The organism is Phormidium yuhuli AB48, assembly GCF_023983615.1.
In the GTDB taxonomy this organism is placed as follows: Bacteria; Cyanobacteriota; Cyanobacteriia; order Cyanobacteriales; family Geitlerinemataceae; genus Sodalinema; species Sodalinema yuhuli.
In genome coordinates this window covers 26936-42508 of sequence record NZ_CP098611.1, presented here as the reverse complement: position 1 = coordinate 42508, position 15573 = coordinate 26936, and the positions used below count along the sequence as shown (strand labels likewise).

5 protein-coding genes are annotated in these 15573 nt (G+C 51.6%); 1 reads left to right on the top strand and 4 read right to left on the bottom strand.

Annotated elements, in window-relative coordinates; all coding sequences use genetic code 11:
• The first annotated feature begins 69 nt into the window (after window positions 1-69).
• Window positions 70-2040 carry an acetate--CoA ligase gene (gene acs, locus NEA10_RS00140; RefSeq protein ID WP_252663222.1) on the top strand — a complete coding sequence of 657 codons (1971 nt, stop codon included), beginning with the start codon at window positions 70-72 and terminating at the stop codon, window positions 2038-2040.
• 14 nt (window positions 2041-2054) lie between these two features.
• On the opposite strand, the gene NEA10_RS00135 is transcribed toward acs, so the two are convergent.
• The 4 genes from NEA10_RS00135 to NEA10_RS00120 form a co-directional block, all read right to left on the bottom strand.
• Window positions 2055-6617 carry a two-partner secretion domain-containing protein gene (locus NEA10_RS00135; protein WP_252663221.1) on the bottom strand — a complete coding sequence of 1521 codons (4563 nt, stop codon included), beginning with the start codon at window positions 6615-6617 and terminating at the stop codon, window positions 2055-2057.
• Between the two features lie 34 nt (window positions 6618-6651).
• Entirely contained in the window at window positions 6652-9279 is a 2628-nt protein-coding gene (locus NEA10_RS00130) for a CHAT domain-containing protein (protein WP_252663220.1), read from the bottom strand.
• Window positions 9280-9287: 8 nt separating this feature from the next.
• The gene (locus NEA10_RS00125; RefSeq protein ID WP_252663219.1) at window positions 9288-14426 is read right to left on the bottom strand and encodes a two-partner secretion domain-containing protein; all 5139 of its coding nucleotides are present in this window, start codon (window positions 14424-14426) and stop codon (window positions 9288-9290) included.
• Window positions 14427-14493: 67 nt separating this feature from the next.
• Window positions 14494-15288: a DUF928 domain-containing protein gene (locus NEA10_RS00120; RefSeq protein WP_252663218.1), complete on the bottom strand. Its 795-nt coding sequence runs from the start codon at window positions 15286-15288 to the stop codon at window positions 14494-14496.
• Window positions 15289-15573: the final 285 nt, after the last annotated feature.

Below are 15573 nucleotides of genomic sequence, written 5' to 3'. Positions count from 1 at the left end.
AGTGACTATCTGTCTTTTATCAATTGTCTATTGTTAGACGACTGGCTTTTTTGAATCCATCTGAACACCATGTCTCAACCTACGATTGAATCGATCCTGCATGAAAAGCGCAGTTTTCCTCCCTCCCCTGAGTTTTCAGCTCAGGCTCGCATCAAAAGCATGGAGGACTATCAGGCGCTTTACGATGCCGCTGCTGCCGATCCAGAAGGGTTCTGGGGTGATTTAGCCGAGAAGGAACTGGAGTGGTTCCAGAAATGGGACAAGGTTCTCGATTGGAACCCGCCCACGGCGAAATGGTTTGTCGGGGGGCAACTCAATATTTCCCATAACTGTCTCGATCGCCACCTGGGCACCTGGCGCAAAAACAAGGCGGCCCTGATTTGGGAAGGGGAACCGGGAGACTCTCGCACCCTCACCTACGCACAACTGCATCGGGAAGTCTGTCAGATGGCCAATGTCATCAAGTCCTTTGGGGTGCAGAAAGGGGATGTGGTGGGGATTTATATGCCCATGATTCCCGAGGCGGCGATCGCCATGTTAGCCTGTGCCCGCATTGGGGCGGTGCATACGGTCGTCTTTGGGGGCTTCAGTGCTGAGGCCCTGCGGGAACGGCTCAAAGATGCCTCAGCCAAATTGGTCATTACTGCCGATGGGGGCTATCGCAAAGATGCGGTGGTTCCCCTAAAACCCCAAGTGGATAAGGCCCTCGACGACAACGCTATCCCCAGCGTAGATAATGTGCTGGTGGTGCAGCGCACGGGGGATGAGATTACGATGGACAGCGGCCGTGACCATTGGTGGCACGAGCTGCAAAAAACCGCCTCTGCTGACTGTCCAGCGGAAGCGATGGATAGTGAAGATATGCTATTTATCCTCCACACCAGTGGCAGTACGGGCAAACCGAAAGGGGTGGTTCATACCACTGGTGGCTACAACCTCTACACCCATGTCACCTGTCAATGGACTTTTGACCTACAAGATACTGATGTCTATTGGTGTACCGCTGATGTGGGCTGGATTACGGGTCATAGTTATATTGTCTATGGACCTCTATCGAATGGGGCAACCACGGTGATGTATGAGGGGGTTCCTCGTCCTTCTAATCCCGGCTGTTTCTGGGATGTGGTGGAAAAATATGGTGTGACCATTTTCTATACCGCACCCACCGCGATTCGGGCTTTTATGAAGGCCGGGGAACGTCATCCCAAGTCCCGTAATCTCTCTTCGTTGCGGATTTTGGGAACGGTGGGTGAACCGATTAACCCCGAGGCTTGGGTGTGGTATCACCGCGTGATTGGGGGCGAGCGCTGCCCGATTGTGGATACCTGGTGGCAAACGGAAACGGGAGGCTTTATGTTAACACCGCTTCCGGGGGCGACTGCCACGAAACCCGGTTCGGCGACTCGTCCGTTTCCGGGAATTTTGGCGGATGTGGTGGACTTAGAGGGCAATCCCGTCGAGGCGAATCAGGGGGGCTATTTGGTGATTAAGCATCCCTGGCCCAGTATGATGCGCACGGTGTATGGTGATTTCGACCGCTTCCGTCGCAGCTATTGGGAAAATATTCCCCCCAAAGATGGGCAACATTTCTATTTTGCTGGGGATGGGGCCCGCAAGGATGAGGATGGCTATTTCTGGGTGATGGGCCGGGTTGATGATGTGATTAGCGTCTCGGGCCATCGTTTGGGGACGATGGAGATTGAGTCGGCGTTAGTCTCTCACCCGGCGGTGACGGAGGCGGCCGTTGTGGGCAAACCCGATGAGTTACGGGGGGAGAGTATTGTCGCCTTTGTCTCGCTGGAGTCGGAGCATGACCCCTCTGAGGAGTTGGCTAAGGCGTTGAAGCAGCATGTGGTTGAGGATATTGGGGCGATCGCCCGTCCCCAGGAGATTCGCTTTACGGATGATTTACCGAAAACCCGCTCTGGGAAAATCATGCGTCGTCTGTTGCGCAATCTCGCGGCCGGTGAGGAAATCTCCGGGGATACCTCAACTCTACAAGACCGGAGTGTTCTCGATAAGCTCCGGGGTGGAGCCTAGGGGAACCCCGATGATTAACGGCTAGGCTGTGGGGGAGAACAGTGAGCCGGTGAGGTCTGGGGAGGGGTTGGTGAGCCGTCGGGATTCTCAACCGAGAGAACCACTGCTCCCTCTCCAGTCATGTGCCAGCCTTGGGCTTCCACGAGGGGGGCTGTGTCTTCCTGCCGGGCCCCGGCTGTGTCGGATGCCTCTGCGTCCAGAGAACGCCAATCCACCCAGGTGGTTTCTGTGGCCAGGGACCCGTCGGGATTGGGAGGAAGTCCCCCCCGTCCGGTGACATAGAATTCACTCTCTCGCCCGCCGCGACAGGGGTCGGTATCTAGCAGGGCCGCCACATCGAGGGGATTGGCAGAGAGGTCGACCAGTCCGGTTGTTGTATCCACCTCTGGGGTATTGAGTTCTACGGAACCCCTGAATTCGGCCCCCAGTTCGGAGGTGGCGGTGATATCGCTTTCGGGGGTCAGTTCGTCCCGAAATTCGGTGCCAAAAATGCCTTGACTGTTGATCATGACGCGACCCCCGGCGGCGTTGAGGGCGTTGGCGGTGATGTCACTGTTTTCTAGGGCGACTAGGGCATCGGTATCGATGATGATATTACCTCCGGGGAAGTCTCCCTCGGCGTTGGTTTGGAGAGTGCTACCCCGCCGGAGGATGGTGGTTCCGGTGTTGAGTCGGATGTTGCCACCACGACCGCCGGTGTTGGCACTGATATCGGCGCGATCGCTCAGGTGTAGGCGATCGGCTTGGACAAAGACATCGCCCGCTGCAAAGTTATTGGCATTAGATGTGGCGTTATTACTGGAGGATAATCGCGCCCTATCTCGCAGTTCAACTGTGTTGGCAAGAACGCTCACATTCCCGGCATTACCTCGACCTTGTTGTGCGACGCTCGTGGATGCTAAGGAGTTAGAAAAGACGACACGATCATTAGCTTCAACCGTCACACGACCTGCGTTTCCGGTTCCAGCGGTGTCTGATGATAAAAAAGCTCGGTCACTTACCTCTACTGTATCCCCCGTAACTCGGACTTCTCCAGCATTCCCTCCACTATTCGTTAAGGCATTACTTGCTGCCCACCCATTAGAGAAGAGGACATGATCATTGGCTTCAATGCTTACACTGCCAGCATTTCCAGTCCCGATAGTACTAGACGACAAAGAAGCACCATCACGTACTTCCACTATGTTGCCAAGAACCCGAATCTCCCCAGCATTCCCTCCACTATTAGCGAAGGTACCGCTTGATGCCCCGCTATCGGAGAAAGTGACGCGGTCACTGGCTTGAATAAGAATGTCTCCTCCCTCACCAACACCAAACGTGGCTGACAACAAATTTGCACGGTTTGTGAAGTCTATAACATTGCCAAATATTCTTACATCTCCCGCATTTCCTGGATGAGTGTCCCCCGCAGAGCTAGCGACACCAGCCCCCGAAAACAAAATACTATCACCGGCTTCAATAGTCACGGTTCCTGCATTTCCATTCCCGAAGGTACTAGATGCCAAGGTGGCACTTTCATTAACTTCAATTTGGTGACTAGATACCTGAATACGGCCAGCATTCCCTTGAGCCATTTCTCCAACACTAGTTGTTATAAACACATCAGATAAAATAATATGATTAGCTGCTTCAAGACTGAGGATGCCACCATCTCCTTCGCCGGAAGTGTTGGAAGACAATGAAGCACCGTTGCTGACTTCTATTCTATCTCCAAGAATTCTCACATTTCCTGCATTGCCTCGCCCCCCGAGTAACACACTACTAAACGCTGAACTATTAGATATAACCACTCGTTCCTCACCTTCAATCGTGATATTGCCTCCATCTCCCATACCAGCAGTACTTGTAGATAAAAAGGCACCATCACGAATCTCTACGACATTACCAGAAATATAGACATCACCGCCATGACCGTTTGCAGATTGTTGAACGAGACTCAAGGCACCGCTAGATCTACCATCTAAATTAGAGCCTGTAAACACAACCCGATCATCGCCGATTATAGTAACTGAACCAGCATTGCCTTCACCCAAAGTACTTGATGATAACTGTGCTCCGTCTCGTACTCCAACTTCTGGAGCGAAAATAGTAATATCTCCTGCATTTCCTCGACCGCCTTCTACAGTACTCAGTGCATCACCGCTGGAAAAAACGACTGCATTATGTGCCTCAAGACTGATTTTACCTGCATCTCCTTCGCCTAATGTGCTTGAGGATAACTGTGCTCGATCACTGATTTCCACACTGTTTCCAACAATGTTTATGCCCCCTCCATTTCCTCGTCCAGTTTCTTCTACGCGAGTAAAGACTGCACTTAAAAATTCTTCAGAAATAGAACCTGAGATAAGGATTCGGTCTGCGGCTTGTAATGTGATAATACCTGCCTCACCTTCACCAGATATACTTGAACTTAACTGAGCGCCGTCCAGGACTTCTATGATATCGGAAATAATATCAATGTTTCCTGCATTTCCTAAAGCATTTTCTCCGATATTACTTGAAATTTCACCGTTCAAAAACAACGCAAACTCATCAGCTTCTACTAGGATAGATCCTGCATTGCCGATCCCCAAACTGCCTGAAGACAAAATCCCTTCATTTATTACCTCCAAACTGTTAGTGATGATGTGTATATTGCCTCCATCACCTCGACCTGTGTCTGTTACATTTGTAATAACCCCACCGAATATACCTTCAATTTTAGACCCCGAAACTAGAACTCGGTCATGAGCCTGAATGGTTATAGATCCCCCATTACCTTCACCCAAGGTCCCCGAACTTAACATGGCACCACCATGAACTTCTATCCGATTGCCAATAAGATTTAAATTTCCTCCATTCCCTTGTGCCCTATTACCCACATCGCCTGAGACACTGGTTAAAATACCCTCACTATTAGTACCTGAAAAAATAGCAAGATCATGAGCCTCGATAGTTATGGATCCTGCATTACCTTGACCAAATGTACCTGAAGTAACACCAGATCCATCCCGCATATCAACTGTATTTGCAATGATATTAATACTTCCTCCATTACCACGACCAGTTTCACCAACATTGCTGAAGATATAACCGCCTGACAAAAAGACCGTATCGTGAGCTTCAATGGTCACTGTTCCTGCATCTCCTTCTCCTAAAGTCGTTGAATTTAACTGTGCCCCGTCTCGAATTTCTACAAAGTTAGCAACGACCCTAATATTTCCAGCCCTACCTCGACCGGTTTCTGTTAAGACGCTCCCAGCACCAGCAGCAAATTCGTTATTTTCTGCATTAGCGGCTGATAAAAAAACCGTGTCATTTGCTTCTATGATGACAGTTCCCGCATTGCCCTGACCAAAGCTAGACGAAGAGAGTTGGGCGCCATCTCGAACTTCAACTCTGTTCCCCACAATTCTCACAGTTCCAGAATTGCCTCGTCCAGTTTCTCTGACACTACTGAAGGCCCCAGTTCGTATATCCTCTGAGTTAGGACCAGTGAGGATAACACTCTCACGAGCTTGAACATTCACAGACCCCGCATTTCCTTCACCTCTTGTACTCGAATTCAAGTAAGCACCGCGATTAGCTTCTACAGTATTAGCGATCAGGTTGATATCGCCAGGAGTACCAATCGAGCCTTCTCTAACTTCGTTATTGAGTTGGCTATTGAAGATGCTGATATCACCCATCGCATCCAACTCAATATTCCCTGACTGGCCGCCCTCAATCCCGATTCCCTCAGCAATTCCCCCCTCCAAAACACTATTGCGAATCTCGACATCCAACGTCTGAATGCCAATCTCTCCCCCCACAACTCCGACTACATTCAGATTCGCCTCATCCAACGACACTGAGGCGCGACTTAGTTCAGCAGGAACCCCAAACCCCCCAGATAGAAATCCTGAGTTGACATCGCCCACCTCAAAGCTGACTTGTCCCGCTTCCCCCACTCCCACGAGGTCAATTCGTCCAGCGGCTGCATTGATTTGAACATCCTCTAGCCTCATCTCCCCCCCCACCAAGGCAATAGATTCCCCCTCAGAGACGTTGAGAGTGGCCCCAGTGGCCTCAATGCTGCCGGGACTTCCATTGAATTGCACCCCTAAGGGTACATTCACGCTCAATAGGGGGGCTGAATCTCCAGCATCACTGGCACTAAACTCCAAGCCATTCTCAAAAACCAGACTGTTGGCTGTACTGGCGACGAAGGAACCGCCGATGTCTAAACGAGCATTGGGACCGAAGATAATGCCGTTGGGATTGAGTAAGACTAGATTGGCGGTTCCGTTGGCACGCAAGACACCATCGATGTCGGAAATTGAGCCGCCGGTGACGCGGCTAAAGATGTTGGCGACGTCGGGATTGTTGAAAAAGGCTTCGCTATTGGTGGGGATGGAAAATTCCTGGAAACTGTGGAAGAGATTATCCCCTCGTACGGCCCCGCCGTCGATTTGAACTCCGGTTTCCGTTGGCGTTGTTACCGAACCTTCATTGCCTAAACTGCCATCGGGGATAATTTGAGCTTGAATTGGGACAATAGGCACGATCGCCATCCCCAGTCCCAGACCCACTACCCGTCCCCATTGCCAATTTGCCATCACACTGACCCTCACTAAACAATCGTAAAACTCATTACATCCAGTTGCCAACTAATATATACGCTGACCAATAATAGGGAAGTAAATAATCATCATAGGCTAACAAACTTAGCTGAGCCTGTCGCAATGCTTCCGCTTTAGTCGTCCCCGGAATGCCTAAATGCTCATAAAAAACTGACATAAACAAGGACGTTGCGGCATCGTCAACTTGCCAAAGAGTGGCGAGAGTACTGCGGGCCCCCGCTCGTACGGCTACCCCGGCTAAACCCAGGGTGGCGCGATCGTCGCCGGTTGCCGTTTCACAGGCACTCAGGACTAAAAGTTCTAGAATTTCTGATTCTCCATTTTCTCCTCGCTGGCGTAGTAGGGTTTCTAACTCTCGCACATTAACCGGGGTATCGTAGGCGAGAATAAACGTATTTTCTGCCTGAGAACTAAATTGTCCATGGGTGGCAATGTGGATGATGGGGGAGGGAAAGTTACGGATTTCCTCAGCCAAAGAGTTGCGGGTGAAGCCGGTGTTGAGCAACTGGCGACTGGGGTTGACTTGATCGGCGATCTTTTGTAATTCTCCAGGGACATGGATGAGAGCTGAAAACCCATGTCGGGCTTCGGATAAGCCGGCGGCTAAGGCGGTGAGGCGATCGCGCGATCGCCCTCCGGTTTCCAAAAGCTGCATTCCCGGTGTTAGGGCGACGGGGTAGCGTTCAATGAGATAGTGTTCTCCATCATGCAGAGCGGCGATGGGGATGTTTCGCAGTCCACCATCCAGGATAAAGGTGAGGGTTTCCACGTCGCTACCCTGCAACGCCGCCTCTAGGGGGCGGATTAGCCAATCGTAGAGTTGTTGCGATTGGTTAAGCAATTCGGGCAACACAGCGGTTGAACGACCGACCTTTTGACGAAATTGACGTAATTTTTCGTTGATTTCCCCTTGGGCAACAGCAGTTTCATAAAATTGTAGGGGTTCCCCAGGAAGGGAGAGAATTGTTGTTAGACGGTCGGGTAGAATAATCGAGTAGAGAACTGCTGCATTGGGGTCAATCTCCTCAACAGAAACGGGGGTTGTATCTAAACAGGCATCCCGGAAAAAGTTGTCTAGTTCAGCGAGTTGTAAATCTTCGATCGCCTCTCGGGCTTTTTGTAAATTCGTCTGACTGGGATTGGGGTCTGACAGCAGTAAATCGACATATTCCCGATAGACGGGTTCGACGGTTTCTCGGAAGTCATATTGAACTTCGGGGTTCATGGCGACTAAGTCGCTGCGGATGGATTGCAAGGTAGTTAGGGCAATCTGGTAGGCATCCTGGGCGGCTTCGGTTTGTCCCTGGGCGTTGAGTAGTCGTCCCAGCTGCCAATGCCAACGATAGGCGATATCTCCGGCATCGATGGACTGGGCTAAAACCACTGCCTCACGGGTTAGGGTTTCGGCTATCTGCCACTGTTGGTTGGTTTCATAGAGATTGCCTAAGTTCCCCAGGGCATGGGATTCGGCACGGCGATCGCCAATCTCGCGGGCCTGTTGGACAGCAGTAGCCAGAACCTCCCCCACCTCACGGCGGTTGTTGCCGCTGGAGATGAGATGGCGGGCAAAGCGAACCTGGGCGTAGATGCTGCGGCGACTGGGGGGAAGTTGGCTGAGTTGCTGGGCGATCGCCGTTTGTAGTCTGGCTATCTCCTGGGGGTCTGGGGGTGTGAGCGAGTCGGGTTCTGAGGGGCGATCGTTATCCGCTAAGAGGGTGAGTTGATTTAACTGGGCTTCTAACCGGAGGATGGGACTGGAGGCCAGACTGGCGGCCCGTTCATAGGCTTGCAAACCGGCCTGTCGTTCCTGAGCCAAGCTGTCGAAGTCCTGGGTGTTCCGGGCCCGTTGCACCAGACTACTGATGGTATTGCCTAAACTGACATAGATGGAGGCCAGGGTCGAGTCATCCCCGAGGGGTTCGGCAATCTGAAGACTCCGTTCTAACACATCCCGGGCTTCTTGTAATTGACCAATAGCCAGGAACGTATTGCCCAAACTCTGAAACCCCAGGGCTTTGATGAGGGAATCGGGGTGGTCTTCGAGGGTGCTGGCGACGGTTTCTAGGCGACGGCGAGAGCGGGCGTAGAGTCCCAGGGCTTGTAGGGCTTGGGCTTCGTTGATTTGACTGGCGATCGCCCCCTCAGTATCCTCGGCTTGTTGATAGTTGTGGCTGGCCTCCTGCCAAATGTCAAAGGCCCGTTGTGGCTGTCCTGAGGCTAAATAGAGATGACCGCGAATGTTGAGAATCTGAGCTAAGCGGGCCAGGCTCGTGATGGGGTTGGCCCTGAGCAGTTCCTGGATGCTTTCATCAACTTGATGGGCTAATCTCAACTCACCAAGCTGTTGATATCCTAGGCTGAGATAACTCAGGGCCAGAGCTTGTTGGGGCGGGTTTCCTTGGCGATCGAACTCACGGGCCGCCTGTTGCCAAGCCTCCACCGCTTCCTGATACCGTTGCCCCTGATAGAACTGTTGTCCCTCTTGCAAGAATCTTTGACCTGAGGTTGAGGCCGTGACGGGTTGGCTGTCCCGGGCCATCCTCTCAGATCCATCGAGAGCGGGAACCACGCCTTGGGCGGGAGCCAGTCCTAGACAGAAACTCAAGAGAACTAGGGGAACACAAGTGCGATGGGCCATGGGAACATTCAGGGGGTTGAAGTTAGAGGAGAACAGTGGGCCGGAGTTTCCTGGGGAGGGGTTGCTGAGCCGTCGGGACTCTCTGCCGAGAGAACCACCGCCCCCTCTCCAGTGACGTGCCAGCCTTGGGCTTCCACGAGGGGGGCTGTCTCCTCCCGGTGGCTTTGGGCCCTGTTCGAGGGGCGATCGTCCAGAGAACGCCAATCCACCCAGGTGGTTTCCGTGGCCAGGGACCCGTCAGGATTGGGAGGAAGTCCCCCCCGTCCGGTGACATAGAATTCACTCTCCCGCCCGCCGCGACAGGGGTCGGTATCCAGCAGGGCCGCCACATCGAGGGGATTGGCAGAGAGGTCCACCAGTCCCGTGGTTGTATCCACCTCTGGGGTATTGAGTTCTACGGAACCACTGAACTCAGCCCCTAGTTCGGAGGTGGCGGTGATATCGCTTTCGGGGGTCAGTTCGTCCCGAAATTCCGTGCCAAAAATGCCTTGACTGTTGATCATGACGCGACCCCCGGCGGCGTTGAGGGCGTTGGCGGTGATGTCGCTGTTTTCTAGGGCGACTAGGGCATCGGTATCGATGATGATATTGCCTCCGGGGAAGTCTCCCTCGGCGTTGGTTTGGAGGCTGCTACCCCGCCGGAGGATGGTGGTTCCGGTGTTGAGTCGGATGTTGCCACCACGACCGCCGGTGTTGGCACTGATATCGGCGCGATCGCTCAGGTGTAGGCGATCGGCTTGGACAAAGACATCACCCGCTGTAAAGTTATTGGCATTAGATGTGGCGTTATTACTGGAGGATAATCGCGCCCCATCTCGCAGTTCCACGGTTCCGGCGATGAGATTCACGCCTCCGGCATTCCCTTGTCCGGTTTCTTCAATGGTGCTGTATAAACCACTCGGCCAGACCTCAGGTTCCGGGCCGGAAAGGTCGGTATAAAAGCCTGAAAAGATGGCACTGTCTCGGACTTCAACTGTTATCGTTCCCGCATCTCCTTGATTCGTGCTACTGGATATTAACAAACCATCATGAACTTCTAACCGGTCAGCAACAACAGTGATATTGCCGGCATTGCCGCGTCCCTGTTCTACTACACCGCTCATGATCAAGCCGTTTGATAACAATAATGTCTCACTTACCTCAATCGAGACTGTTCCTGCATTTCCTTGACCCAAGGTACTTGAATCTAGTATGGCCCCATCTCGGAGTTCTAAAGTGTTGGCAAGAATGCTAACGCCTCCCGCATCCCCTTGCCCTGTTTCGCCCACGCTGGTCAAGCCTGCACTGGGTTGTCCTTCAGAATTCACTCCTGAGAAAATTACCCTATCGCTGGCTTCAACTCTTACGGTTCCCGCATTGCCTTGACCCAATGTAACTGAGTTTAACTGAGCGCCATCTCGCATTTCCAGACTGCCAGTCAAAATACTCACACCTCCGGCATTTCCTCGTGCGTTTTCTCCAACAGCACTGACAACACCGGTGACCACTTCCTCGGGATTGTTAAGTCCCGATAATATAACTTGATCATTAGCTTCAACTCTTACGGTTCCCGCATTGCCTTGACCTAAGGTATTGACATTGAGCTGAGCGCCATCTCGCATTTCCAGACTGTTAGCAAGGATTATCACATCTCCTGCATTACCTTCTCCCGTGTCTCCAACAGCGCTGAAAGCCCCCGTGGCCAATCCCTCAGGATTATTAAGTCCCGATAAGATAACTCTATCATTGGCTTCAATGGTCACCGTCCCCGCATTTCCCTGTCCAAAAGTACTTGAATTTAGCTGAGCACCATCATTCATTTCCACGGTATTAGCCCGGATACTCACACCTCCAGCATTTCCCCGTCCTGTTTCTTCTACAGCACTAAAAATACCCAGGGGAATTTCCCGAGAGCTTAACCCCGAAAAGCTTATAGTGTCCCTCGCTTCAACTCTAACGGTTCCTGCATTTCCTTCCCCAAATGTACTTGAATTTAATTGAGATCTATCTCGCATTTCTAGGGTATTGGAAATAATACTAATATCCCCAGCATTACCTTGTCCCTTTTCTTGGACGGTACTAAAGACAAAACCGTTAGAGAATACTACATTACCCACCTCAATTCTAATCGTTCCAGCATCCCCTTGACCCAAGGTGCTGGAAATCAAGGCTGCCCCGTCTCGTACTTCTAGATGACTAGCAATAATACTAACTCCTCCCGAATTCCCTCGTGTATTTTCTCCTACTATGCTTGCCGCAAAACTATTTGAGAAGAGAACTGCACCACTTGCCTCAATGGTGACAGTCCCTGCATTTCCTTCACCCAAGGTACTGGAATTTAACCGAGCGCCATCTTCCATAAACAGCCTATCTGCAATAATTCGGATATCCCCTCCGTTTCCTTGTCCGCTTTCCTCTACCTCGACAAGGACCTCAGAACTCGACAATCGCGCCGTGTCACTTGCTATTATGACGTTTCCCGCGTCTCCTTCGCCGAAAGTACTCGAAGATAATCGCGCCCCATTACTTATCTCTACATGATTAGCCCGCAGGTTAATCTCACCGGCATTTCCTTGCCCTGTTTCTCGAACACGGCTAAAGGCAGCACTCGGAAAACCTTCCGCATTTTCTCCCGAAAAGATAATCGCTTCAGTCCCCTGGATGTCTATCCTGCCGGCACTCCCTTGCCCCAATGTACTCGAACTGAATTGAGCGCCATCTAAAACTTCCACTCGGTTAGCAATGACTCTGATGCTGCCCGCATTTCCTTGTCCTGTTTCTGCTACATCGCTAAAGACAGTTCCGTCATTCAAAAATCGTACTGTGTCACCAGCTTCTATGGTGATGTTTCCTGCATTCCCCTCACCGAAGGTACTCGAAGATAATTGCGCCCCATTATTTATCTCTACATGGTTAGCCCGCAGGTTAATCTCACCGGCATCTCCTTGTCCGGTTTCTCGAAGACGGCTGAAGGCAGCACTCGGCAAACCTTCCGCATTTTCTCCCGAAAAGATAATCGCTTCAGTCCCCTGGATGTTTATCCTCCCGGCATTCCCTTGACCTCGTGTATTAGAAACTAACTGAGCGCCATCTCGAACCTCTACTCGATTGCCAATGACTCTGATGTTTCCCGCATTTCCTTGTCCTGTTTCTGCTACATTGCTAAAGACAGTTCCATCATTCAAGAATCGTACTGTGTCACCAGCCTCTATGATGACGTTTCCCGCATCTCCCTCCCCAAAGGTACTCGAAGATAATCTTGCCCGATCGCGCACCTCGATAGAGTTACCACGTAGGCTAATTTCACCGGCATCTCCTTGCCCGGTTTCTCGAATACGGCTAAAAGCTCCACTTACAAAACCTTCCGAATTTTCTCCGGAAAAGATAATCGTTTCGGTCCCCTGGATGTCTATCCTGCCGGCATTCCCTTGACCCGATGTATCAGAAATTAACTGAGCGCCATCTAAAACTTCTACTCGATTGCCAATGACTCTAATGTTACCTGCATTTCCCCGTCCTGTTTCTCCTATGCTGCTAAAGACATTAGCGTTTGAAAATCGTGCGACATCACTCGCTTCTATGGTGACGTTTCCTGCATTCCCCTCACCGAAGGTACTCGAAGATAATTCTGCCCCATTGCTTATCTCTATATGGTTAGCCCGCAGGTTAATCTCACCGGCATCTCCTTGCCCGGTTTCTCGAATACGGCTAAAAGCTCCACTTACAAAACCTTCCGAATTTTCTCCGGAAAAGATAATCGTTTCGGTCCCCTGAATGTCTATCCTGCTAGCATTGCCAACCCCTAATGTATTAGAAATCAACTGAGCACCATCTAAAACTTCTACTCGGTTGCCAATGACTCTGATGTTGCCTGCATCTCCCCGTGCTGTTTCTTCGACATTGCTAAACACATCCCCATCCGACAAAATAGCAGTATCACCAGCTTCAATCATGACGCTTCCTCCATCTCCTTCCCCGAAGGTACTGGAAGACAAAAATGCACCTTCACTTATCTCGATAACCTCACCGATGAGACTAATACTGCCCGCATCACCTTGCCCAGTTTCCGTAACTTGGTTGAAAATCGCACTACGAAAGTCATCAGAATTTGCCCCTGAGATGACAATGCTATCACCAGCACGAAGGGTCACTGAGCCTGTATTTCCCTCCCCCAAGGTACTAGAATCTAACTGAGCGCCGTTATTTAATTCAATATTATCTGCACTCAAGTTGATATCACCAGCGTTACCAATCGAGCCTTCTCTAACTAAATTTCCTATCCCACCATCTGAGATAGTGATATCACCCATCGCATCCAACTCAATATTTCCCGACTCGCCGCCCTCAAACCCAAGTCCGCGAGAAATTCCCCCGCCTAAAACGCTATCCCGCATCTCGATATCCAACGCCTGAATCCCAATCTCTCCCCCCACAACTCCGGCTACATTCAGATTCGCCTCATCCAACGACACTGAGGCGCGACTCAGTTCGGCGGGAACCCCGAAGGACGGAAATCCCGAGTTGACATCACCCACCTCAAAGCTGACTTGTCCCGCTTCCCCCACTCCTACGAGGTCAATTCGTCCAGCCGCTGCATTGATTTCAACATCCTCTAGGCTAATCTCCCCACCCACCAGCGCAATAGATTCTCCCTCAGATACATTGAGAATTGCCCCGGTGGCTTCAATACTGCCGGGATGATTATTAAGTTGCACCCCTAAGGGTACATTCACGCTCAATAGGGGGGCTGAATCTCCAGCATCACTGGCACTAAACTCCAAGCCATTCTCAAAAACCAGACTGTTGGCTGTACTGGCGACAAAGGAACCGCCGATGTCTAAACGAGCATTGGGACCGAAGATAATGCCGTTGGGGTTGAGTAAAAATAAGTTAGCGGTTCCGTTGGCCCGCAAGACACCATCGATGTCGGAAATTGAGCCGCCGGTGACGCGGCTAAAGATGTTGGCGACATCGGGATTGTTGAAAAAGGCTTCGCTGTTGGTGGGGATGGAAAATTCCTGGAAACTGTGGAAGAGATTATCCCCTCGTACGGCCCCGCCGTCGATTTGAACCCCGGTTTCCGTAGGCGTGGTCACCGAACCTTCATTGCCTAAACTGCCATCGGGGATAACTTGAGCTTGAATTGGGACGGTAGGCGCGATCGCCATCCCCAGTCCCAAAGTAACCGCCCATCCCCATCTCCAAGTCTCCATAACACCCACCCCAACGTAACGATTAGTTCACCAGAGAAAATTCGGAAAATTCAGCTAAACCGGCGGACTCTAAAAAGTCCTGCCAACGCTGTTGTAACTGCGGGTCATTGGGTGCCGACTGTCTCTGATACGCTAGGCCCGAGAGAGATTCATACCAAATGCCATGTTGTCCATAAATTAGAGGCCGATCGCGCTCCGACTGTTGCTGCAATTGAGCCATCAAACTGGAGGTGGGTTCAACCCGACGCACCCAGGCCTGGGCCACCACTTCTCGCGGGGCCCCAGTCCCATCTGGCGGACAGAGAATGGCAAACTGTAAACGGTAATCTTCCTCTAACGCTAACCCCTCAACGGATTCGGGTACTTGCAGTTCCAAAATACCCGATTCAGGTAACGCCACCTCCTGACGATAGATGTCGTTCCATTGACGATCGCGCACCACAAACAGCCCCTGGGAGGCCACAGTGTCCGGGACATACACCCAAACGGTGGGATGAGGCGAGGTCGTCAAGGCCCAATCCCTCGCATCTGGGGTCACCCTCGGCACTAAAACTGTCAGGGAGGGGTCGGGCTGTATGGCATCTTGGGGGCATTTACCTCGGGTTCCCCCCGCATCCACAGTTCCTTCAGGCGCCCCTCGATCGGGTGGGTCAAAACGGGCGATGGTGTCCGATGAACCGGAATTTAACTGTTTCTGAATTTGATGGGGTTGGGGCGATCGCCCTGCATAGTCCGCGACGACTCTCGGACCGACATTCCCCAATACTCCCCCCTCCAACCAACCGCTAGCCAGAAAAACCAATACTGCAAGAGTCATGAGCTGGATTTTTAAAAACAACAAAAACCCGTGACAATGGTTACGAGAAACCATCAACTGGGCGATTTCAACCGGGGTTGAGTCCACCGAAGAGCAGTCAAGTTGATTTTGTTGCTCAAGGATGATGCACGATATCGAGAAATTGGGGATACACCCGGATTTACCCCCTAGCCGAGCCGTTACCCTAAGCGTTGCTAGAGCGCTGTTTAGGATTCCGTAATTATACTGAATTTAATTCCAACTGTTCAGATCCCAATCCAATTTGTCACGGACGAGCCTTGTGTT